Origin of the sequence: Neisseria lisongii, assembly GCF_028463985.1 — a bacterium.
In the GTDB taxonomy this organism is placed as follows: Bacteria; Pseudomonadota; Gammaproteobacteria; order Burkholderiales; family Neisseriaceae; genus Neisseria; species Neisseria lisongii.
In genome coordinates this window covers 1,981,764-2,006,077 of the sequence record NZ_CP116766.1, presented here as the reverse complement: position 1 = coordinate 2,006,077, position 24,314 = coordinate 1,981,764, and the positions used below count along the sequence as shown (strand labels likewise).

Annotated in this window: 12 protein-coding genes and 1 pseudogene; 7 read left to right on the top strand and 6 right to left on the bottom strand. The window is 49.4% G+C overall.

Annotation, left to right across the window (positions count from 1 at the left end; translation table 11 throughout):
• Nucleotides 1-70 precede the first annotated feature (70 nt).
• The 5 genes from galE (at nt 71) to PJU73_RS09295 (ending at nt 5,500) form a co-directional block, all read left to right on the top strand.
• Entirely contained in the window at nt 71-1,087 is a 1,017-nt protein-coding gene (gene galE, locus PJU73_RS09315) for a UDP-glucose 4-epimerase GalE (RefSeq protein ID WP_237090376.1), read from the top strand.
• 110 nt (nt 1,088-1,197) lie between these two features.
• Nucleotides 1,198-2,265, top strand: coding sequence for a dTDP-glucose 4,6-dehydratase (rfbB, locus tag PJU73_RS09310; RefSeq protein WP_237090377.1), 1,068 nt, complete (start codon nt 1,198-1,200; stop codon nt 2,263-2,265).
• A gap of 216 nt (nt 2,266-2,481) precedes the next feature.
• Nucleotides 2,482-3,357 (top strand): glucose-1-phosphate thymidylyltransferase RfbA, encoded by an 876-nt coding sequence (gene rfbA / locus PJU73_RS09305; RefSeq protein ID WP_237090378.1) that lies wholly within the window; start codon nt 2,482-2,484, stop codon nt 3,355-3,357.
• An 11-nt stretch (nt 3,358-3,368) separates the two neighbouring features.
• Entirely contained in the window at nt 3,369-3,908 is a 540-nt protein-coding gene (gene rfbC / locus PJU73_RS09300; RefSeq protein ID WP_237090379.1) for a dTDP-4-dehydrorhamnose 3,5-epimerase, read from the top strand.
• Nucleotides 3,909-4,243: 335 nt separating this feature from the next.
• A complete protein-coding gene (locus tag PJU73_RS09295; protein WP_237090380.1) occupies nt 4,244-5,500 on the top strand; it encodes a capsule polysaccharide biogenesis protein in 1,257 nt (418 codons plus the stop codon).
• 557 nt (nt 5,501-6,057) lie between these two features.
• Here the strand turns inward: PJU73_RS09295 and PJU73_RS09290 are convergent.
• Complete coding sequence (locus PJU73_RS09290) at nt 6,058-7,632, bottom strand: inorganic phosphate transporter (protein WP_237090381.1); 1,575 nt, start codon at nt 7,630-7,632, stop codon at nt 6,058-6,060.
• A gap of 269 nt (nt 7,633-7,901) precedes the next feature.
• On the opposite strand from PJU73_RS09290, the gene PJU73_RS09285 reads away from it, so the two are divergent.
• Both PJU73_RS09285 and PJU73_RS09280 read left to right on the top strand, forming a co-directional pair.
• Complete coding sequence (locus PJU73_RS09285) at nt 7,902-9,074, top strand: anhydro-N-acetylmuramic acid kinase (RefSeq protein WP_237090382.1); 1,173 nt, start codon at nt 7,902-7,904, stop codon at nt 9,072-9,074.
• A 147-nt stretch (nt 9,075-9,221) separates the two neighbouring features.
• Nucleotides 9,222-10,226: a quinone-dependent dihydroorotate dehydrogenase gene (locus PJU73_RS09280; RefSeq protein ID WP_237090383.1), complete on the top strand. Its 1,005-nt coding sequence runs from the start codon at nt 9,222-9,224 to the stop codon at nt 10,224-10,226.
• 566 nt (nt 10,227-10,792) lie between these two features.
• On the opposite strand, the gene PJU73_RS09275 is transcribed toward PJU73_RS09280, so the two are convergent.
• The 5 genes and pseudogenes from PJU73_RS09275 to prmC form a co-directional block, all read right to left on the bottom strand.
• Nucleotides 10,793-17,605, bottom strand: a complete 6,813-nt coding sequence (locus PJU73_RS09275) for a YadA-like family protein (protein ID WP_272607258.1) — start codon at nt 17,603-17,605, stop codon at nt 10,793-10,795.
• Between the two features lie 9 nt (nt 17,606-17,614).
• A pseudogene (locus PJU73_RS09620) lies at nt 17,615-17,662 on the bottom strand (hypothetical protein); the annotation flags it as partial.
• A 4-nt stretch (nt 17,663-17,666) separates the two neighbouring features.
• The gene (locus PJU73_RS09270; protein WP_272607256.1) at nt 17,667-21,398 is read right to left on the bottom strand and encodes an ESPR-type extended signal peptide-containing protein; all 3,732 of its coding nucleotides are present in this window, start codon (nt 21,396-21,398) and stop codon (nt 17,667-17,669) included.
• A 584-nt stretch (nt 21,399-21,982) separates the two neighbouring features.
• Nucleotides 21,983-22,513, bottom strand: a complete 531-nt coding sequence (locus PJU73_RS09265; protein WP_237090385.1) for an REP-associated tyrosine transposase — start codon at nt 22,511-22,513, stop codon at nt 21,983-21,985.
• Between the two features lie 446 nt (nt 22,514-22,959).
• Nucleotides 22,960-23,793, bottom strand: a complete 834-nt coding sequence (prmC, locus tag PJU73_RS09260; RefSeq protein WP_237090386.1) for a peptide chain release factor N(5)-glutamine methyltransferase — start codon at nt 23,791-23,793, stop codon at nt 22,960-22,962.
• Nucleotides 23,794-24,314 lie beyond the last annotated feature (521 nt).

Sequence of the window (24,314 nt, the reverse complement as noted above, 5' to 3'; positions counted from 1 at the left end):
TGAAAATCCATTTTCCCAATCCCGGTTTTCAGACGGCCTAAACTCAAATTCATTTATATTGGAGATACTTATGACCATTCTCGTTACCGGCGGCACCGGCTTTATCGGTTCGCATACCGCCATTTCCCTGATTCAGGCAGGCCACGATGTCGTGATTCTCGACAACCTGTGCAACTCGTCCGCCAACATTCTCCCCCGCCTGAAAACCATTACCGGCCGGGAAATTCCGTTTTTCCAAGGCGACATTCGGGATCGGGCGCTGCTGCAACAGATTTTTGCGCAATACGAGATTCACACCGTGATGCACTTTGCCGGTTTGAAGGCCGTGGGCGAAAGCGTGGCGCAGCCGGTGAAATACTACGACAACAACGTCTGCGGCAGCCTGATTCTGGCAGAAGAAATGGCCAAAGCAGGCGTATTCAATCTGGTGTTCAGCTCATCGGCAACAGTGTACGGCGACCCCGAACGCACGCCGATTACCGAAGATTTGCCGGTCGGCGGCACCACCAATCCCTACGGCACGTCCAAATATATGGTCGAACGCATCTTGGCAGACATACAAAAAGCCGATCAGCGTTGGAGCATGATGATTCTGCGCTACTTCAATCCCGTCGGCGCTCACGAAAGCGGCCTAATCGGCGAATATCCGAACGGCATTCCAAATAACCTGTTGCCCTATGTCTGTCAAGTCGCTTCAGGCAAATTGCCCTGTCTTTCAGTATTCGGCAACGACTACCCGACCCACGACGGCACCGGCGTACGGGACTATATCCATGTTGTCGATCTCGCCGACGGCCATCTGAAAGCCATGCAGGCCTGCGCCGACCAACCGGGCGTGCATATTTTCAATTTGGGAACAGGCAACGGCTATTCGGTTTTAGACATCGTCAAAGCCTTCGAACAGGCTTCAGGTTTAAACATCCCCTACCAAATCCAGCCCCGCCGTGCTGGTGATATTGCCGTCTGCTACGCCGACCCCGCCCATGCCGCCGACCGCATCGGCTGGAAAGCACAGCGTGATTTGACACAGATGATGGCCGACTCTTGGCGCTGGGTGTCGCAAAATCCCAACGGATATGAAGATTAAACAGGCCGTCTGAAAATGCGGCGGTATCACTTGGCCGCTTTTTCAAGCACCAAACACAGCGCCTCTGTTCAGTTAAAGCATATTGGCACAGTTCATTTACAAGTCAGCTTATGAAAACCATACTCGTTACCGGCGGTGCCGGTTTTATCGGCTCCGCCGTTGTCCGCCATATTATCAACCACACCGCCGATACCGTGGTCAATCTCGACAAGCTGACCTACGCCGGTAATCTGGAATCGCTGCAATCAGTTGCCGGTTCGCCCCGTTATCATTTCGAGCGGGCCGATATTTGCGACCGTGCGGCACTCGACCGTATTTTTACACAATACCGCCCCGATGCCGTGATGCACTTGGCGGCAGAAAGCCATGTCGACCGCTCGATAGACGGCCCCGCCGCCTTTATCGAAACCAATATCGTCGGCACCTACACCCTGCTCGAAGCCGCCCGCAACTATTGGCAGGGCTTGGATGAACCCGGCAAAGCCGCCTTCCGTTTCCACCATATTTCCACCGACGAAGTGTACGGCGACTTACACGGCAACAATGATTTGTTCACCGAAACCACACCTTATTCGCCAAGCAGCCCTTATTCCGCCTCCAAAGCCTCCAGCGACCACCTCGTACGAGCATGGCGGCGCACCTACGGGCTACCGACCATTGTAACCAACTGTTCCAACAATTACGGCCCGTTTCATTTTCCGGAAAAACTGATTCCGCTGATGATTCTCAACGCTCTGTCCGGCAAGCCGTTGCCGGTGTACGGCGACGGCTTGCAGATTCGGGACTGGTTATACGTCGAAGACCACGCCCGGGCGCTTTATCATGTGATTACCCACGCTCAGGCAGGCGAGACCTACAACATCGGCGGCCACAACGAAAAAACCAATCTCGAAGTCGTCTGCACCATTTGCGAACTGTTGGAAGAACTCGCACCGCAAAAACCGGCAGGCGTAGCGCATTATCGGGATTTGATTACCCACGTTACCGACCGTCCCGGCCACGATATGCGTTATGCCATCGATGCCGCCAAAATCGGGCGGGAGTTGGGCTGGCAGCCGCAGGAAACCTTTGAAAGCGGTATCCGCAAAACCGTATTGTGGTATTTGAATAATCGGGAATGGTGGCAAAACGTGCTGAACGGCAACTACCGTTTGCAACGCTTAGGCACATCTGCTTGAACCAAATTTGAATAAGAAAACCCCTATTTTCAGACGGCCTTATCCGTCGAGGCCGTCTGAAAATAACGAACTCACCAATCTGGTGGAATAAACTCAAAGCAATACAAGGCAGCGAGCCGCAGACAGTATGGGTAATACGGCAAGGCGAAGCCAACACCGTAGTGCTTTGAGCTTATTTCACGATAAACATCAAAACACAAGCCCACAGGAGAAAACATGAAAGGCATCATCCTCGCCGGCGGTTCCGGCACACGGCTGTACCCGATTACCCGAGGCGTGTCCAAACAACTCTTGCCGGTGTACGACAAACCCATGATTTACTACCCATTATCGGTATTGATGCTCGCCGGCATACGGGACATTCTGATTATCACCACCCCCGAAGACAACGCCGCCTTCCAACGCCTGCTCGGCGACGGCAGCAGCTTCGGCATCCGTCTCAGCTACGCCGTCCAACCCCGCCCCGAAGGGCTGGCGCAGGCATTTTTAATCGGCGAAGACTTTATCGGCAGCGATTCCGTATGCCTGATTTTAGGCGACAATATTTTCTACGGCCAATCATTTACCCGCACCCTGCAGCAGGCAGCGGCCCAAAAAAACGGCGCAACCGTCTTCGGCTACCAAGTCCGCGATCCCGAACGCTTCGGCGTGGTCGAATTCGACGAACACTTCAAAGCCCTCTCCATCGAAGAAAAACCCACACACCCCAAATCCGACTGGGCAGTAACCGGTCTGTATTTCTACGACAACCGAGTAGTCGGATTTGCCAAACAAGTCCGCCCGTCCGAACGGGGCGAACTCGAAATCACCGCCATCAACCAAATGTATCTCGAAGACGGCAGCCTCAACGTACAGATTTTAGGGCGGGGCTTTGCCTGGCTCGATACCGGTACCCACGAAAGCCTGCACGAAGCCGCCTCGTTTGTACAGACCGTCCAACATATCCAGTCCCTGCAAATCGCCTGTCTCGAAGAAATCGCCTGGCGCAACGGCTGGCTGAGCAGCGCCGAACTCGAAGCCCTCGCCCGACCGATGGCAAAAAACGAATACGGCCGCTACCTCCAGCGCCTGCTGAAACCGCAGGCCGTCTGAAAAGGAACATCATGAACATCTTACCCACCGCCCTACCCGACGTTAAACTGCTCGAACCCAAAGTATTCGGCGACGAGCGGGGCTTCTTTATGGAAACCTTCCGGGACGAATGGTTCCAAACCCACATCGCCCGACGCACGTTCGTACAGGAAAACCATTCAAAATCCGGCAAAGGCGTTCTGCGCGGCCTGCACTACCAAAGCGAAAACACCCAAGGCAAACTGGTGCGGGTGATTATCGGCGAAGTCTTCGACGTTGCCGTCGATATGCGCCGCCATTCCCCAACCTTCGGCCAATGGGCGGGCGCTGTTCTCTCCGCCGACAACAAACGCCAACTGTGGGTTCCCGAAGGCTTCGCCCACGGCTTCTACGTTTTAAGCGACGAAGCCGAGTTTGTCTATAAATGCACCGATTACTACAATCCCCAAGCCGAACATTCCCTGATTTGGAACGACCCGACCGTCGCCATCGACTGGCCGCTCTCAGGTGAGCCGAAACTCTCCGCCAAAGACTTAGCCGGCAAACCGCTTAGCGAAGCCTTTACTTTCTGACACAAGGCCGTCTGAAAACAAGCAAAGCAAGTTTTCAGACGGCCTACCGTGTTTTCCATTCCGTTTTTGCAAAAAAACAACATTCCACCCTGCCTTATGCCGTGCGGAAAATCAAACGATTATCTCTGCCACCGCCACGCCCACAAAAAATAAACCGCAACAGCACTTTGCCCATGCGCCGATTCAGCGTATCCTTACCTAGATAACCTACCAAAAACACATATCCTTACTTGCGGTTTCCTAATAAAAAATACGTTTCCAAAACGACACAACCCTTCCGAAATAAAAAACAGGGTTGAAGAATAACCGACACATACCACATATTAATTAAGTTAATGACGCACCCAATCCGCAGCCATTTGCACCAACTCATTGACTCGGCCGACAACATTCTGTTGTTGCAAGGGCCGGTAGGGTCGTTTTTCCGTCATTTTTCCGCATGGTTGCACAACCGACACGGCAAAACCGTACATAAATTCAATTTCAATGCCGGTGATGAATATTTTTATCCGGAACGCACCGCCCACACGCTCGCCTATACCGCAGGTTTGGACGAATTTGCCGAATTTCTCGGCAGCTATCTGAGCCGCCACCATATTCAGGCGGTTGCCTGTTTCGGCGACACCCGCCCCTATCACCGCATTGCCCGCCAAGTATGCGAAAGCCAAGGCGTTGGTTTTTGGGCATTTGAAGAAGGTTATTTCCGCCCGTTTTTCGTTACGCTGGAAAAAACCGGTGTTAATGCCTATTCCCCACTTCCACGCGAAGCCGGTTTCTTTCTTGAGCAATATCCGAAGCTGGCAGAGCAAACCTACCACGCACCGCCGACCGTTCCCGGCGGTTTCACGCCGATGGCAAAAAATGCGGCACTGTATTATCTGAAAAACCGTTCCGGCCGCAAAAAATATCCGAACTATGTCCACCACCGCTCGGCTTCGCTCTGCCATTATCTGCATTTGTGGACCTTATCGGCTTTCAAACGCCTCAGCTACCGGCTGGAAGATTTTACCCTTGGCAAACAGGTGGAAGCCGGCGTATTCGGCAAATTCTTTATTGTTCCGCTACAAGTCTTCAACGACAGCCAAGTGCGTATTCATTGCGATTTCGACTCGGTACGCTCGTTTTTACTGCACGTTCTCGCTTCGTTTGCCGAACATGCACCCGCCGACACCCATCTGATTGTCAAACATCACCCGATGGACAGGGGCTTTATCGACTACGCCGAAGACATCAAACGTTTTATCAAACAACACCCGCAACTTTCCGGCCGGGTAACCTATGTGCATGACGTTCCCCTACCCGTTTTTCTGGCACACGGTATCGGCATGGTAACCATCAACAGCACCAGCGGTTTATCGGCGATGATTCACGGTATGCCGGTCAAAGTTTTGGGGCGGGCGCATTACGATATTCCGGGCATGACCGACCAAAGCGACCTTGCCGGTTTTTGGCGCAATCCGACACCGCCCGACAAAGAGCTGTTCCACGCCTACCGCATGTATCACATCAACACCACCCAAATCAACGGCAGCTTTTACAGCCGGGTCAATTTCCCTGAAATTGAACGCAGGCCGTCTGAAAAACAGGTTTGACGGGTTGTCCTCTTTTCAATTAATCCAATATATCGTGAATTCACTTTAAAAGTGTTACAACGCAGGCTATCTTTTTCCTATTTTAGCTGCGCAGAAACTCACTTTTGCTCGTTTTGGCGAAACCTACGGTTTTATAGTAAATCAACTGAAAAAATATGACACCACAGCGAGCCACCCTTCCCCTAGCCCCTTCCCGCCAGCGGGACGGGGAACAAAGTACAGGTGGACCAACTTAGCTTGTTACCCACCACATATTCCGACTGTCATTAGCTTGCCGATTTGTACAGAAAATTCGGTGTTTTAACTATAGCTACGCAGAAACTCGTTGCATGAGTTTTAGCTTCGCAGAAACTCGTTACCCTCGTTTTCAGACGGCATTCATGTGGAATTTAAAGAACACATGGTTTCCCGTCCCGCCGACGGGAAAGGGTTGGGAAAAGGCTTGCTTCGGGTCGTATCTTTTCGGTTAATTCACGATAAAAAAGCCGTCTGAAAACGGGTATAACTCCATTTTCAGACGGCTTTTGTGTATCTATCGTGTATTCACTACATCAACATCAGAACACGCTCTGTAAAATCAAATAACAAATCACAGCCAACACCGCTGCGGCGGGCAGGGTAATCACCCATGCCAAGCCGATGGGTTTCATCAATGCCCAGTTGGCGTTGCGGTTTACCAAGCCGATGCCCAAAACAGCGCCGACCAGAATATGGGTGCTGGATACCGGCAGGCCCATCATGGACGCAATCATCACCACGGCGGCGGCGGAAAGTTCGGCGGAGAAGCCGGAAGCGGGGTGCATTTCCGCCAAGCTGGTGCCGACGGTTTTAATCACTTCTTTGCCGATAAACCACAGGCCGACAATCAAGGCAATGCCGAAGGTAAGCATGGCAATCGGCGGCACGTCGTTTTGGGCGGTAATGTCGCCGGTACGCAACACATCCATAATCGCCGCAAACGGGCCGATGGCGTTGGCGATGTCGTTCGCACCATGGCTGAAGGCGAAGCCGCAGGCGGTAAATACCTGCATCCAGCTGAACATTTGGAAAGTGGATTTGCCCAAATCTTTGCGTTTCAGGCTTTTGGCGAACACGAAGGTGGCGGTCCAAATAAACGCACCAATCATGAAAATGCTCAAAAAGCTGGTGATGTTGCTCATGCCCAAATGCAGGTTTTTCAAACCTTTGAAAATCAGCATGGCGGAAATCATCATGCCGCCGACCGAGGCAATCACCGGCACCCAAGAATGCAGGGCCCGGTAGGAATCGACGCTATTTTTGCGTTGGTCGAAACTGTAAAGTTCCCGATAATAGTCGGACTGCAATTCTTCGGGATTGAAATCCGGCTCGTCATAAATCTGCGCATCGCGTGCCATTTTGGTGGCGTATTCGACCTTGCCGCTTTCATCAAGGTTTTCAAAAAACAGGCGGTGCTGTTCTTTATAGGCTTTCTTTTCCTGCTTGATGCCCTTGAGGGTTTCTTCCGCCCAAGCGTTGTAGTCCAAAACGTATTTTTTGATTTGGGAAAACACCAGATACGATACCAAACCGCCCAGCAACGGCGACAAAACCCACGAAATGGCGATTTCGCCGAGTTTGCCCCACTGAATCAGCGAAGCGGCATCGATTTTGCTCATCACCGCCAAACACAGCGAGCTACCGACAATCCCGCCGATAATCGCATGGGTGGTGGACACCGGCAAGCCTTTGCGGGAAGCAAACAGCAGCCACAGCGCCGCCGCCAAGAGTGCCGACATCATAATATAGACAAACTGCATCGGCTCTAAATTGATGGCATTTAAATCGACAATGCCCTTGCGTATGGTATCGGTAACTTCGCCGCCGGCAATCACCGCACCGCTGACTTCGAATACAGCGGCAATCAGCAGCGCTTGAGGAACGGTCAGCGTACCCGAACCGACGCTGGTACCGAAAGAATTGGCAATATCGTTGCCGCCGACATTAAACGCCATAAACACGCCGAACAGCGTGGCCAGCAGAAAAAGAGGTGCATGATTGAACTGGGTATAGCCCAAACCCCAATAGATGAAATAGCCGACCATACCGACCAACATCGAGGCAAACAGGGTGTTAATCAATTTCAAGTTCATACCCGATCGAGCGTGATCCATGCAAGGATTCCTTTAAAAATCAAAACGCGAAACGTAATTATTGCGTTGTTCCGACGCAGCGTTTCCAGCATAAAAAATACCCGCCGCCCGACAACCGGCCAGACCGCAGCCTACTGATACGCCGGGCGCAGCCAAACACGCTTATTGTAACCGTTTTGGCGATTTTATTGCATTTTTTATTTCATTTTCACGCCCCGCCGTTGCGCCCCTGTATCAAAGACCGAAATGCCGTTAAAATAGCCCTTTGATTTTTCAGACACCCGCCCAACATGAACAGCCAATACTATATCGGCATAATGTCCGGCACCAGCATGGACGGTGCCGATGCCGTGTTAATCCGAATGCAGGGAACCCAATGGCAAGCCGCCCTTGCTCATGCTTTTGTCCCGTTTTCAGACGGCCTGCGCCGCGAACTTTTGGCACTGCAAAACACCGGCAACAACGAATTGCACCGCAGCATGATATTGGCGCAGCAGTTGAGTCGGCTTTACGCCGAAGCAGTGCGGCAACTGCTCGACCAAACCGGCCTGACACCGGCCGACATCACCGCCATCGGCTGCCACGGCCAAACCGTCCGCCACGCCCCCGAACACGCCTACAGCATACAGCTTGCCGATTTACCGCTGCTGGCGGAATTAAGCGGCATTTTCACCATCGGCGACTTCCGCAGTCGGGATTTGGCCGCAGGCGGGCAAGGCGCACCGCTCGTTCCCGCCTTCCACCAAGCCCTGTTCCGCCACCCCGAAGAAACCCGGATCGTCTTAAATATCGGCGGCATTTCCAACATCAGCATCTTACCGCCCGACAGCGACGCTTTCGGCTTCGACACCGGCCCCGGCAACATGCTGATGGACGCATGGGTGCAGCATATCTGGCACATTCCGTATGATAAAAACGGCGAAAAAGCCGCACAGGGCAAACTACTGCCCGCCCTGCTCGAACGCCTGCTCGACCACCCCTACTTCACCCAACCCTACCCGAAAAGCACCGGCCGGGAACTCTTCTCACTCGACTGGCTGCAAAGCCGTCTGAAAATGAGTGAAACGAATTTCAGCGAAGCTAAAACCGCAGGTTTCGCCACAACGAGTGGAACAAATGCAACAGATTTCAGCGAACGCCCCGAAGACGTACTCGCCACCCTGCTGCACTACACCGCCCGCACCATTTACGATGCCGTGCAACAAGCCGCCCCCGGCGTGAAAAACCTCTATATCTGCGGCGGCGGCATCCGCAACCACACCCTGATGCAGCACCTCGAACACCTGTTCGCCCCACAAACCACCCTGCACAGCACCGCACAGCTCAACCTCGACCCGCAATGGATCGAAGCCGCTGCCTTCGGCTGGCTCGCCGCCTGCTGGATCAACCGCACCCCCAGCAATCCCCCCCGCGCCACCGGCGCACACAAAACCTGCATTCTCGGCACCGGCTGCTATGCCTGAAACAGAATATGCCGAATAAAACAAAGGCCGTCTGAAAACCCGATTTTAGCTGCGTAGAAACCCGCTGCGCTCGTTTTCAGACGGCATACACCGCCCATGATTTGCGGTAAAATAGCACATCTTTAATTTTCCGCCCGAAAGTTTCCCATGTATCCAATCGCCCGCAGCCTACTGTTTAAAATGGATGCCGAACAAGCACACCATTTTACCCTCAAAAGCCTGAAAACTCTGCATAAACTCGGCCTGCTGCCGATTGCCGGCAACCAAGGCAAAACCACCGAATTGATGGGACTGACCCTACCCAACCCCGTCGGTCTTGCCGCAGGGTTGGACAAAAACGGCGAATATATCGATGCACTCGGCGCACTCGGTTTCGGCTTTATCGAAATCGGCACTGTTACCCCCAAACCGCAGCCGGGCAACCCGCAGCCCCGCCTGTTTCGAGTGCCGCAGCACCAAGGCATCATCAACCGCATGGGTTTCAACAACCACGGCATCGATGCCATGATCCGCAACATCGAAGCCAGCCGCTACCAAGGCATTTTGGGCATCAATATCGGCAAAAACGCCGTTACCCCGATTGAAAATGCCGCCGACGATTATCTGATTTGTCTGGAAAAAGCCTATGCCCACGCCGACTACATCACCGTCAATATTTCCTCGCCCAACACCAAAAACCTGCGCGCCCTGCAAGGCGGCGACGAATTAAGCGCCCTCTTGGAAGCCCTCAAAAACAAACAGGCGCACCTGCACGCCGCACACGGCCGCTACGTTCCCCTTGCCGTCAAAATCGCCCCCGATTTGGATGAAACCCAAATCGCAGACATCGCCCACGTGGTCAAAGCCGTGGAAATGGACGGCATTATTGCCACCAATACCACCATCGACAAATCGGCGCTCAGAAACGACCCGCTGGCAAACGAACAAGGTGGCCTGAGCGGCCTGCCCGTGCGTGAAAAAAGCAACCAAGTACTGCAACAGCTCGCCGCCCATATCGACGGCAAACTGCCGATTATCGGTGTCGGCGGCATCATCGACGGTCAAGACGCTGCCGAAAAAATCCGACTGGGCGCAAATGCTGTCCAAATCTACAGCGGCCTTATCTATCAAGGCCCGGCACTGATTCAGTCCTGCATTAAGGCGATTCGATAAATCGTGGGTTCACTTTAAAATTAAAGCCGTCTGAAAACGAGCAAAGCGATTTTCAGACGGCTTTAATTATGAAACGCACAGAAAATTTATATAGTGGATTCACTTTAAAAGTAGTACAAGGCGGCGAGCCGCAGACAATACAGATAGTACGGCAAGGCAAGCTATAGTGAATCCACTTAAAAATCCATACAATTTTCCGATACCCCCGTCATTCCGACGAAAGTCGGAATCCATCTGTCAGATTCAGAAACTGTAAAGAAAAAACAGTTGCCTAAGCCGCTGAAATAAATTCCGACTTTCGTCGGAATGACGGGCATGTTGGGTTTAGAGTGTGCTGGAAATTTGGTTGATTCACTATAACGCTGTAATACTTTTAAAGTGAATTCACGATAGTGTTTCAACTATAGTAAATCCACTTAATAATCCATACAACAAACATGAAAAAAGTGCGGCTTTAAAAAGCCGCACTTTTGATTGTTGCATTTTTGCTGTTCCCGCCAAACAGACAAACTATTTGTTTGGCGGGTGATTTTCAAACGGCTGTTTAAGGCCGTCTGAAAATCAGATTACCATTGGTAACCCACAGCAGCAGTTGCACCAAAGTGACCGCGAGAGTTGCCGGAAGCAGTACCTTTGATGATCCAGTTACCGCCATCAGAGATGGTAGAGTAACCCAGAGCATAACCGCTTTCGCCACGGTACACACCGCCGCCGACAGCAACCAGACTCTTACCTGGCAGGTAAACCTGCGGCAGACCGGCAGTTGCCAGAGCTTGTGCAACACCTGCGTTGGCACGGTTTTCTACGCCGTTGATGTGGTTGGCGATATTGCCTGCCACGCCTCTCAACTGATCAACATTGACTGCGTCAGTGCCGTCAATACCCGGTGCAACATTTTTGATGCGTACAGGATCGCCGCCGTTGTTCAGGTTCAACGCAGTTGTACCGTCACGATCGGTTACTGGATCTAAGTTCACGGTGCTTGTACCGTTAGTCAGATTAACACCTTTGAACTCTGGGCGTTCGGCAATCTTAACGATCAACTCGCCACCTTTGTTTTCCACATAGGTGTTTTTGTCTGATACAGGAGTTGTAGTTGTGTTAGCTACACCACCTTTCACAGTCAAGGTATCACCCAAATCTTTGTGGATTGAAGCACCATCATTGCCTTTGAAGTTCAAGCCTTTGGCAGTCAGGTTTGCAACTGCACCGTTGGTTACATTCGCCACATCGCCTGTGGTGGCAACTTTGTTAGGCTCGGCAGCGATCGCTTGACCGTTTTCAAACTTAACATTGCCGGTTGCGATGTTGAAGGTAACATTGGTCGCACCTGTTGCCGGATCTTTCTTCACAACAGCAGTTGTACCTGTGCCGTTTACAAAGTTCACTTGGTTGCCGGCTTTGACATCAGATACTTTCGCACCGTCAGCACCGCCCACGCTCCAAGAAACATTGTTCACTGCATTAACAACGGTCGTTGCATTCACCAGCTTGTCGCCATCTGCAGCAGCAGGTACAGTCAGCGTGCCGTTGGCAGCAGGTGTCAAGTTGGTGGTCTCGGCAGACACGGTGTAAGTTGTGCCGTTGTTGCCTGCGGTTACAGTGATCGGGCCTTTGCCTTCAACAGTAACTTTGCTGCCGGCAATCGCTTCGTCCAATTGAGACTTGTTCACTGCATCAGTTGGTGCAACGCCCTTAGAAACATTGGTAATTCGCTTGCCGCCGGCATCAATACCGTTTGCATTGATGGTTACACCGCCAACTTTGAGGCTGCCATCGTTAGTCAAATCAACATCTTTCTTCAACGAATAAGTGAAGTTTTGACCATCTTGCTTCAACTCGATGTTATTACCGGCATTGAAGACGACTTTCTCACCTGCTTTTACAAGCTCGGTTGATTGATTGCCTGTCAGACGACCACCAGGTTGTTCACCACCTTCAACCAACCAACCAACGTTGTTGATTGCGTTAGCAACGGTAGTGGCATTCACCAGTTTGTCGCCTTCAGCAGCTACAGCCACAGAAACAGTACCGTTGTTGTTACCATCAGCGTCTTTGTTAGCTGCCAACCCAGTTGTGGAAACATTAAAGCTTACAGTACGAGTACCGTTTACAGTCTCATCGTTAACCACTGTGTTGCTACCGTTGTTGAATTTCAGTTTGGCTAAAGTATCTTTAGCAATCTTCGCTTCATCAACAGCGACAGTGATTTGACGAGTATCACCTACGTTTTTGCCTGTAACAGTTACCGCACCTTCACCCACGAAGTCAACTTTATTAGCATTCTTCACAGTGTTGGTGTAGTTGTTGCCGCTGGCAGACACTACCCAGCCCATGTTAGCGATATCACGAACAGTCGCTGCTGAGTTTTGGATATTCTCTGGCAGGTTGGTCAAATTAACCAAAGTTTCTGTTTTGATGTCGCCCTGCTTGGTTACTTTATCACCGTCTTTCTCATCACCGGTGTTGGTTACAACATCAGTGGTGTTCAACACAGAACCTACACCAGTGATTTGCGTTGGGTTACCACCAGTGGTGATGTTCAACGCTGAAGTTGGTGCTTTGTTTTCTTCGTTGTTGGTTGCAGGTGTTGCTTTTTCTACAGCCAAGTCAACTTTATCACCATCTTTGTTGGTCAGATTGATACCAGTAAATTCTGGCGTTTCTGCGATCTTAACGATCAAGCTAGTGCCATCGTTTTGAACATAGGTGTTCTTATCGCTTACAACACGACCATTTTCTAGAGTTGTTGAAGTTGCATTCTCAACATCATGAGCAGAACCATTGATTGTTAAGGTTTCGCCAAGTTCTTTGTGAATGTCATTGGTATCAGTATTACCAGCGAAGTTCAAGCCTTTGGCTGTTATGCCATTAGCAACGCCTTCTGCAACATTTTTCAGGTCGCCAACGTTAACAGCATTGTTCAGAGTTTCTGCTGGATCATCAGCCGTTACATTTGCCAATGCTTCAACAAATGCCTCTGGGCTGTCATTTGCACCTGCAACATCACGCAAACCGCTTGCTGTATTTTTCACTGAAACCGGAGCACGGTTTTCTGGATTGTTTACATCAACCGCACCTACAAGTGAAACAGTGTTGCTTGGGGTTGATACATCAACATTACCTTCAGCAGTAGGCTGATTTACATAAGCCAATGGACTGTTGAAACGAACATTGGTAATAGAACCATCTTCTGGGTCTTGTTCAACCACTGCAGTGGTACCAATACCGTTAACGAAGTTTACAACGCTGCCTGGTTTCACGCTGTTAACTGCTTCGCTGTTGCCAGCAACTGTCCAGAACGAGTTATTGATTGCTTCTGCAACATTTTGTGCAGTGGCAACTTGGTTACCCGCTTTGGTGTAGTTCGCCAAGGCATTGTTGTATGCTTTCTTCGCTTCTTCTGATGCGTCGTCTGCAGGTTCGCCTTGTTCCAATGCAACTTTATCTGTCTCAGTCAAGCTGTCCACAGGGCCAACAACTTTACCGGTCGCACGCACATCACCATTGCCAAAATCAACAGCATCTAATGCGATTTCGCCAGCGTCAACATGGAAGGTTACAGTGCTTGCAGTGCCTTCGGCATTTGCTCTAACGTCAGCGATTGTACCTGCTCCGTCAACAAAGTTTACGGTGTCGTAAGGTTTCACGAAATCAACCGCATCGCCATTGTCTTGCAAGTTCCAACCTGCGTTTAACACATCGCCTACAGTCGCAGCGTTGTTGTAGATTTTCGCTACATCAGCTGGTTCTGGAGCTTCTTGTGCTGCTGTTGGTTTGGTTGCTGCAACTGAAGTTGGCTTACCGTTTTCACCAATGCTCATATCGCCAACATTGTAAGTTGGTGTCAAATTGCCTTGAACATTTGCCAAAGTCGTTGGTGCGGTGGTCAAGTTGTCGCCATTGTTCATAGAAGCAATAATGTCTGCAGGTTTAACTGCTTCTGCAGTATCAGGCAATTCGCCGTCAACCAAATCATCGGCTTTGTAGAACTTGTCGCCAACTTTAACCAGTTTGTCACCTTCTTTATTGGTGTAAACCACTGGTAATTGTGCGCTTTCAACCACGTCTTGAGCATCGATGCCAACAGTGATGGTGCGAACAACTTTACCATCTTCACCTTTAACATCTTTACCTACAACAACAACGCCGTCTTCACCTTTAAAGTCCACCACATCGGCATTCTTCACAGTGTTGCGGTATTCATTGTCGCTAGCAGACACTACCCAACCCATATTCGCGATGTCACGAACAGTTGCTGCTGAGTTCAGTGTTGTTTCTTCCAATGGGCTACCATCAGGTTTAGTGAAGCTAACCAAGTTAGTAGTTTTATCTTCAGCTGGTTTGAACTCGCCCGTTTCGTCGTCGTAGTTGTCGCCTGCATTAACTGTAACTGGAGCTGTGTTCAACACAGAACCTACACCAGTGATTTGCGTTGGGTTACCACCAGTGGTGATGTTCAACGCTGAAGTTGGTGCTTTGTTTTCTTCGTTGTTGGTTGCAGGTGTTGCTTTTTCTGTCTTCAAGCTAACTGGATTGTTACCTTCACTGTCAGTCAGATCCACACCTTTAAACTTAGGCGTTTCAGCGATCTTAACGATCAACTCAGTGCCGTTGTTTTCAACATAGGTATTAGTATCTGAAACCGCTTTAGCAGGTTTGCCGTCTTTATACTCAACGCCACCTTTAACAGTCAAAGTTTCACCCAAGTTTTTATGGATGTCAGCTTTATCTGCAGCATTGTTACCCGTGAAATTCAGACCCGCTGTTGCAACATTTTTCAGGTCGCTAACGTTTACAGCGTTGTTCAAAGTCTCTGCTGGGTCATTTTTCGGATCCAGTTTTGCTAATGCTTCAACAAAAGTTGTGGCGTTGGTGTTTGCACCTGCAACATCACGCAAGCCGCTTGCTACGTTTTTCAGTGAAACCGGAGCAGGGTTGTTTACATCACCCACAAGTCCAGCTGTGTTGCTTGGTGTAGAGTAATCCACTTTACCATCAGCTGTAGGCTTAGTATTCACATAAGCGATTGGGCTATCGAAGCGAACATTGGTTACGCCATCACCTTCATCGGTAACCACTGCAGTTGTACCTACGCCATTAACGAAGTTTACAACGCTGCCTGGTTTCACGCTGTTAACTGCTTCGCTGTTGCCAGCAACTGTCCAGAACGAGTTGTTGATTGCATCTGCAACATTTTGTGCAGTGGCAACTTGGTTACCCGCTTTGGCTACATTTGCTGTAAGTTCGTCGTATTTGGCTTTATCTGCTTCAGGTACTTCAGCTGGGTTTTTCGCCAACAATTCCAGATCTTCTGGGCTGAGGTTCAGACTTTCGATTGGACCAACAACTTTACCAGTCGCACGGACATCTGGAGCTTCTTCAGTGCCAACATTAACAAGATCTGGTGCGATTTCGCCAGCGTCAACATGGAAGGTTACGGTGCTTACATTGCCGTCTGAATTTACCTCAGCAATTGTACCTGCGCCATCGATGAAGTTTACGGTGTCATTGTGAGTAACAAAGTCTTTATCTGCACCGTTTTCTTTCAAGTTCCAACCAGCGTTCAATACGTCGCCGATGGTTGCAGCTTCATTGCGTGGGTTTGGTTTGCCCTCTTCTGGTGCAGTAGTCAAGTTAGCAGGTGTGGTAGCACCTTTTTTGGTGTCTTTGGTAACTTCTTCCAAGTGACCTTTAACATTTGCTAAAGTGGTTGGTGCAGTTACATTGTTACCATTGTTCATAGACGCAATCACATCGCCTGCAGCTACTTCATCGCCTGAACCATCTTGCGCAGTGTTAAATGTGCCATCTGGTTGTTTGTAAACTTTAGTACCGTTAGCGGCAGTATATACTACTGGTAATTGTGCTTCGTTTACCACATCTTGAGCATCAACATTCACTGCAATGGTGCGTACGCCATCTTCATCGGTTGTACCAGTTACAGTTGCAGCGCCAGTACCGATGAAATCAACCTGATCAGCATTTTTCACAGTAGCTGTGTAGTTGTTGTCGCTAGCAGATACTACCCAACCCATATTTGCGATGTCACGAACAGTCGCAGCTGAGTTCAGTGTTGTTTCGTCTAATGGGCTGCCATCTTCTTTGGTCAAGTTAACCAGTTTGTCGCCCTCTGGATTAGCTACACCAGGAACTCGTACACCATCTTCCCCAATTGTGTCACCTTCATTAGTTTCAATTGGAGTTGTGTTCAACACAGAACCTACGCCGGTCAATTGAGTCGGAGTTGGTTTGCCATCAACAGTTGTGGTAACGTTCAATGCATTTGGCGTTACGCTATCGCCTGTAGCAGTGTTGTTGGCTTCAGTGCCTTTTTCAGCTTTGAAGTCAACTTTTGGTGCAGCTGCATCGCTAACATTGCCAACAGTCAATGTGGTTGCATTCACATTGTTGAAGGTGACATTGTCTGAGGTCGCAACTTCATAACCATTGTCGATTTGTTTGATCGCAATGTTGTTACCTGCATCCAAAGTGAAGGTATCGTTGGTTGCAATGCGTTTGTCTTTTGCTTTTGTAGCATCAGATTCAGCATTAACTGCACCAGTAACTTTTTTGGTGGTCAAGTCAAAGCCAGCACCGCCGATTGCATTTTTCAGGTCGCTAACATTCACTGCGTTGTTCAATGTGCCTGTGTCGCCTGCTGGAATTTTTGTCAATTCTTTAACAAAGTCTTCTGGCGTTGTATTTGCTGGCAGATTCTTATCACGCAAGCCACTTGCTACATTTTTCAGTGAAACTGGACCAAAACCATCATCTGGATTACCAACCAATGCAGCAGTATTGCTTGGCGTTGATACATCGCTTGTTGGCGCTCCAGCTGCGTCAGTGTTCACATAAGCCACTGCACTATGGAAAGTAACATTGGTTACGCCAGTTTCCTTGTTAGTATCAACAACCGCAGTTGTACCTACACCATTAACAAAGTTCACAGTGTCATTGTGAGTAACAAAGTCTTTTTCTTTGCCGTTGCCTTGAATGTTCCAACCAGCGTTCAATACATCGCCGATGGTTGCAGCTTCGTTAGCACGTGGGTTGGTTGTACCGTTGGTGTCAGCCAAGTTGGTCGGTGTAGCAGCGCCTTTAACAGAGTCTTTGGTTACTGGGTCTAGGTGACCTTTAACATTTGCCAAAGTGGTTGGTGCAGTTACGTTATCGCCATTGTTCATAGAAGCAATCACATCGCCTGCATCTACAACATCGCCTGACCCATCTGGGTTAGTGGTAAATTTGCCATCTGGTTGTTTGTAAACTTTTTTACCATCTTTATTGGTGTAAACAACAGGCAATTGTGCTTCGTTAGCCACATCTTGAGCATCAACATTCACTGCAATGGTGCGTACGCCGTCTTCATCGGTCAAGCCAGTTACGGTTGCAACGCCAGTACCGATAAAGTCAACTTTATTCGCATTTTTCACTGTGTCAATGTAGGCTGGCAGACACAACCCAGCCCATCTCTGTTAAATCACGAACAGTTGCTGCTGAGTTCAGTGTTTTCTCATCCAATGGGTTTTCGGCAGTACCCAAGTTCAGCAAGGTATCGCCATCTGGTACATCTTCACCGCCTAAGCCGTCATTGGTTGCAACATCAGTGGTGTTCAACACAGAACCCACGCCTGTTAATTGCGTTGGGGTTGGTTTATCGCCAACTGTTGTGGTGATGTTCAACGCTGTGGTTGGTACTTTGTCTTCTGGATTAACATTTGCATCAGTTGCTTTTTCAGCTTTGAAATCAACTTTTGGTGCACCAGCAGTATTCACATCGCCAACAGTCAATGTGGTTGCATTCACATTGGTGAAGGTAACATTGTCGTTCAACGTATAAGTAACATTACCGTCTTTTTGTGCCACAACAAGGTTTTTACCTTTGCTTACGGCTTTGAAAGTAACGGTATCGCTTGGGTGAATTAATGTAGCAGTACCGTTTGCACCTGTAGTCTGGTCGATGTTATCGCCACCAGCGACCACATTAAAGCCAGATTTGTTAATCGCATCTGCTACGTTTTGAGCGGTTGCAACTTTATTTGCTGCTGCCACTGCATCTTCGTATGCTTTTTTGGCTTCTGGTGTCTCGTCAGCAGGTTTGCCAGCTTCGATTAACGCTGCCATTGCTTCGGTAACAGGACCAGTTACGCTGCCTACTTTAGCTTTATTCTCTTCTGTCGCATTGTCGACAGTAATCGGTGTGATAGAACCAGTAGCAATATCGAAGGTAACTTTAGTTTTACCTGTTGTCGCATCTGAGGTAACAACCGCAGTTGTGCCAGCACCGTTTACGAAATCGACGGTATTGCCTGCTTTAACTTTGCCTTTGTCTGCACCGTTTTCAGCCACATTGAATGACATATTGTTCAATGCAGTGGTCAAAGTGGTTGCATTAACCAGTTTATCGCCACCAGTGGTAGGTGCGGTGAAGTTACCATTGTCATTTGGTGCAAATTCAGTGGTATCGGCTTTAACCGTGATGGTGCGAGTATCGCCCGCAGTTTTACCATTGACTTGAATGCCGTTTTCGCCTACGAAATCAACTTTTTGAGCGTTGGTTACTGCATCTTCGTATGCTTTTAGGTCATTGTTTTCTTTATTTTTACTCGCAGATACAACCCAGCCCAATTTCTTCGCATCTTCAACGGTCAATGCGTTGTTTGCTGTTGAATTGGTTAGATCAAGCAAGTCTTTGGTTGCACCAGTTGCAGGCGTTTCTGCTGGAGCAGTTTCGGTAAAGGTTTTCGCACCTTTTGCCACACCAGTTAAGGTTACATCACCAGTATTACCTGCACCAGTTAAGGTTAAGGTATTAGGCGCTGTTGGGTTCAGATTAACGGTGTTGCTGCCGTTAGTCAGATTCACACCTTTAAACTCTGGTGTTTCAGCGATCTTAACGATCAGCTCTTTACCGTTGTTTTCAACATAGGTGTTTTTGTTTGATACAGGGGTTGTGCCAGTATTAGTTACACCACCTTTAATGGTCAAAGTAGTACCCAAGTTTTTGTGGATCGCAGCTGTATCCGCATTATTACCTTGGAAGTTGATACCTTTATCCGTTAAGTAGTTTGTTGCATTGGTCAAGGTAGCGCCATCAACAAAACCTGCTGGATTAGTTACCGTAAAGGTGCTATTAGAGCCGTTAGCTGTATTTGGCGTATATGTATGACCAGCATTTACCACATTAAAGGTAACATTGGTTGTGCCGTTTTGTTTGTCAGGAGTAACAACAGCAGTTGTGCCTGTACCATTAACGAAGTTTACTTGGTTGCCAGCTTTGACATCATTAGCTTTTGTGCCGTCAGGGTTGCCTACGCTCCAAGAAACATTGTTAATTGCATTAGCCACAGTGGTTGCATTAACCAGTTTGTCGCCTTCTGCACCTGTTGGTGCTGTGATCGAGCCGTTATTGGCTAAGCTCAAAGTGGTATTGGCTGGTGCAGGGACATTAGATAAGTTAGCAGAAATGGTAATTGTGGCATTATTTTGCTTAATATTGACATTGTCACCAGCTTCAAAAGTCACGAGATTATTTGGATTGACCAGATATTCCTCGCCGTCTTTTTTATTACCGACATTTGTGCCAGTAGTATCGGCTTCTTTACCAACAGTCAATCGCCAGCCTGACTCATTGATGGCTTTGGCTAAGGTTGTACCATTAACCAACTGTTTACCGTCTTGGCCGGCTGTTGTATCAATACTTACCTTACCAGCGCCGTTAGTTTTTGGGGCACCAACGGTTACATCAGTGGTAGCGATAGGTGCCGGCGTGCCTGCAGGTGGGGCAATGAAGTTGATGGTAGTTGTACCGTTAGCGTTGGGCTTAAACTCGACATTAGTTCCATTTACGTACTTAGGAATGTCTTTCATCGCTGCATACAGCTGTGAGCCGTTGATGGCATCGGTAGAGTCGGCTGCGATTTTACCTGCGGCGACATTGATGAGCTGACGCTCTTTACCTTTTGCACCAACAGAAGCTACTGCAATTGGTGTACCTGCAAAGCCGCTATAAGTCCAAGGACCAACGGTTGCAGTGGTTTCTGTAGTTGCAGCACGGTCGGCAGATTCGCTACCTAAAATTACGGATTTATCTTGGCTAGAAGTAATGCCACGACCCAAAGCTACGGTGTCTGTGTTGGCAACAGTTGTACCAGCACCGATAGCGGTTGCGTTTTCGCCAGATGCTTTAGCGACTGTACCCATTGAAATTGCATGCTTACCAGATGCATTTGCCGTGTTACCAATTGCAGTCGCATTTTCAGCTGATGCCGCTGCTTCACTACCCAAAGCAATAGTTTTATTCGCTGTGGCTTTTGTGGTTGAACCCAATGCAGTAGCACCCCAGTGAGAAGCAAGTGCATGACGACCGATTGCGACACCGTTACGAGTTACATCATTTGGTGCGCCCGCATCTACGCCAGCTTGTTTCAGTGCAACATCACCTGTTCGGGCATTCACACCGATTGCAACAGAACTGTCAGCAATGGCGTTAGACGAACAACCGATAGCAATTGCACCACCAGCACCAGTAACATTTGCTTGACGGCCCACCGCCGTACCTTGCGTACCAGTAACCGTAGCCTCACCACCGACAGCGACCGCAGAAGCACCATTCACAAATGCTGATGAACCGACAGATACGGCTAACTCACCCGTTGCATTAGCATACGAACCAATAGTAACCGTTGCACGTTTTGGATCGGTCGCCCAGTCAGATTTGGCATTAAGACCAATAACAACACCGCCTGTACCCGTTGAAGTTGCATTTTCACCGATGGCAATACCGCCAGAACGAACGGCTTTTGCTTGATCACCCACAGCAATCATACCGTGTGGGGTAACTGGGTCCTCTTTTGTACCCTCAAATGTACCTGCTTCGCCAGCCTTTGCACCATTACCAATAGCAATAGATTTTAAATGTGCTGCTGCAGCTGCCGTATCACCTTCAATCTGAATAGTATTTGCACCTGCTGGTGTCTGAACCGCCGCCATCGCTTGGGCTGAGCCAAGCATCGCCGCACCGGCGACACTGATTGCCATCAATGATTTGGCAATATCCACACGCTCATCGGTTGATGAGGCGGATTTGGTTTTGGATTTGGATAATTCGGATACCGCAACCCATGATTGTGTTGCCTGATTCCAAATCACGCGGAAAATTTTGTTCATAATCAATTTCCTGTTTGGGTGAATTTCGGAAAAGCAAGCTGCCGGTATGGCTGCTTGTTCCGAGGTATTTAGAATACGCCCGAAGCGGCAGATGCTTCATGCAACCGCCGCTTGGGTTTGCTGCTGTTAGGATATTTTCTTTCAGCCGCCGTATTCCAGTGATTCGGCAAATCCGGAATTGTGCTCCGTAATCTGCCCTGTTTTTCAAAAAGCTGTGCATTCTATACGGCAAACGTTTGGCAAAACAAGTGGAATTTCACGACCTGTTTTACGTTTGTTTACTGTAATCAACAATAAAGACACAGTTTGACCTTTTACAGTTGCTATTCTTTACCATTTTCCGCTGAAATTCAACTGTTTTCGGCTATATTTTGACAATTTGTTCACCAACCGCTGCGAAGTCCAATGTGGATATGCTCTTGTTTTGTTGTATTTGTGCCACCATTTTTGCGGGTTGGTTTGTTGGGGTAAGGAGAAGGGGTAAAGAACAGGTGCATGCTGGGGCATGCACCCTACAATTTAATTACCGTCGCACCGCATGCCCAAGCATGCACCTGTTCTTTGCTACGCCGATTTATGCCAACCTACTCCCCTAAATTCATCACTGCTGATTCATACGTCCCGCCCCAATCTGCCGGAAACAAACCTCTTGCCACATCACGGTGAAATGAAGAAAACGGCCAATCACGCACGTTTGCCGTCAGTTTGTGTTTGACAGGATTAAAATAAACATAATCCACACAACGGCGCAAATCTGCATCATCAAACACTGTGTGTTCATAAAACCGCCGTTGCCAAATGCCTTTCTCATGCCGTTTCAGTTGACTGGGCGAACGGCTGTCTGCATGGGGAAAATAATCGGAAAACCGCCGTTTGAGCAGCTTCCAGCGCAAAGAATAGTCATCATCACCATCAGGCAGCGTCCAAACCGCATGAATATGATTCGGCAACACACAAACCGCCACTGTTTCAAACGGATACCGCTTTTGCACATACGCATATGCTTCCCGCAGCAAATCAATCCGTTCCACCAGCAAACGAGATTTCGGATCAGCCAGTTTTACCGTAAAGAAAAACGTACCGCCCCGCACATAATTCCGCCGATACTGCGACATCGCTTTCTCCATAATTATTGAGAAAAATCAATCATATCATATGCAGCATACATGTCCAAAGCAGGTATCCATCAATCAACCACCGCTATTCACAGACCTGAGAACGATGGCGGATTATTGGCAATGTTTTCCCCACACCCTCGTGCATGCTTTAGGTATGCACCCTACCATTTAATCACTGTTCACAACCACCCGTAGGGTGCATGCCCAAGCATGCACCTGTTCTTTGCCGCTCATTTTAATGCCGTCTGAAAACGGGGGAACAAGTTTCTGTGTAACTAAAACTTGATTTTGGGGTAGCATGAACCTGGGGAATCGATAGTGGGTTATTGACGATGTTCTATCCACACTGTTTCATTAACAAACAGGTGCATGCTCCGGCATGCACCCTACCATTTAATCCGCCATCCTCCCGTAGGGTGCATGCCCAAGCATGCACCTGTTCTTTATTCCCCTTCCCAACGCCCCAAGGTTACTCGGTCGCAGCCGGCTAAATCAGGCAGGGTGGCGGTTTGGGTGAAGCCTTGCTGAATCAGGATTTCCCTCACGGCGCTGCCTTGGTCGTAGCCGTGTTCGAGCAGCAGCCAGCCTTGGGATTTCAGATATTTTGGTGCGCCTTGGGCGAGAGTGCGGATATGGCTGAGGCCGTCTGAAAAGTCGGTCAGGGCGGTTTGGGGTTCGAAACGCAGGTCGCCTTGGTTGAGGTGGGGGTCGTGTTGTTCGATATAGGGTGGGTTGGAAACGAGAATATCGAACGGTTTTTCAGACGGCCTGTCGGTGTCGAACCATGAGCCGCAGGAAAAGTGTATGTTTGCGCCGAGGCGGTGGGCGTTGGCTTGGGCGGTGACGAGGGCTTGCGGGCTGATGTCGGAGGCGTAAACTTCGGCATCGGGGCGTTCTAATGCCAGTGAAACGGCCAATGCGCCGCTGCCGGTGCCTAAATCCCACGCTGTTCCGCCCTGCGGCAGGCGTTCGATGGCGGCTTCGAGCAGGTGTTCGGTTTCGGGGCGGGGAATGAGTACGCTGGGATTGACTTGGAAGATTCTGCCGTAAAATTCGCGTTCGCCCAATATATAAGCCATCGGTTCGCCTGCCAGCCGCCGCTGTTCGAAGTTGTGCAGCCGCTGCAAAATTTCGGGCGAAAGAATGTCGCTGCTGCGGGTAATCAGCTCGGTGCGGCTGTATCCGCCTGCGGCTTGCAGCAACATACGGATTTCCAATTTCGGCAACGGGCTTTGACGCAGGCGGTTTTCTAGGGTAATCGGGGCGGTTTCGTTCATTTTTCAGACGGCATTAAATAAGATTTAGAAACAGGTGCATGCTTTGGGCATGAACCCTACGGCAAGTGGCGGTAAATGTAGCGTGCATGCCACAGCATGCACGGGTTGTTGGTGAACAGTTTGTTAATAAAACGGCATAAATCCGACACCTTCCCCCAAATCATGCCGTCTGAAAACGAGGGTAATGAGTTTCTGCGCAGCTAAAACCGAAGGTTTCGCCAAAACGAGAGCAACGGGTTTTGCGCAACTAAAATCAGATTTTCAGACGGCATTAAAATGAAGTTTAGATACAGGTGCATGCTTTGGGCATGCACCCTACGGGCAAGTGGCGGTAAATGTAGCGTGTGTGCCGAAGCACGCACGGGTTTGTTGGTGGAACAGTTTGTTAATAAAACGGCATAAATCCGACACCTTCCCAAAAACCATGCCGTCTGAAAACGAGGATAACGAGTTTCTGCGCAGCTAAAACCGAAGGTTTCGCCAAAACGAGTACAACGGGTTTTGCGCAACTAAAATCGGGT

Coding starts and splice junctions, on each gene's coding strand:
- galE (WP_237090376.1), top strand. CDS start 71: ATGACCATTCTCGTTACCGGCGGCACCGGCTTTATCGGTTCGCATACC.
- rfbB (WP_237090377.1), top strand. CDS start 1,198: ATGAAAACCATACTCGTTACCGGCGGTGCCGGTTTTATCGGCTCCGCC.
- rfbA (WP_237090378.1), top strand. CDS start 2,482: ATGAAAGGCATCATCCTCGCCGGCGGTTCCGGCACACGGCTGTACCCG.
- rfbC (WP_237090379.1), top strand. CDS start 3,369: ATGAACATCTTACCCACCGCCCTACCCGACGTTAAACTGCTCGAACCC.
- PJU73_RS09295 (WP_237090380.1), top strand. CDS start 4,244: ATGACGCACCCAATCCGCAGCCATTTGCACCAACTCATTGACTCGGCC.
- PJU73_RS09290 (WP_237090381.1), bottom strand. CDS start 7,632: ATGGATCACGCTCGATCGGGTATGAACTTGAAATTGATTAACACCCTG.
- PJU73_RS09285 (WP_237090382.1), top strand. CDS start 7,902: ATGAACAGCCAATACTATATCGGCATAATGTCCGGCACCAGCATGGAC.
- PJU73_RS09280 (WP_237090383.1), top strand. CDS start 9,222: ATGTATCCAATCGCCCGCAGCCTACTGTTTAAAATGGATGCCGAACAA.
- PJU73_RS09270 (WP_272607256.1), bottom strand. CDS start 21,398: ATGAACAAAATTTTCCGCGTGATTTGGAATCAGGCAACACAATCATGG.
- PJU73_RS09265 (WP_237090385.1), bottom strand. CDS start 22,513: ATGTCGCAGTATCGGCGGAATTATGTGCGGGGCGGTACGTTTTTCTTT.
- prmC (WP_237090386.1), bottom strand. CDS start 23,793: ATGAACGAAACCGCCCCGATTACCCTAGAAAACCGCCTGCGTCAAAGC.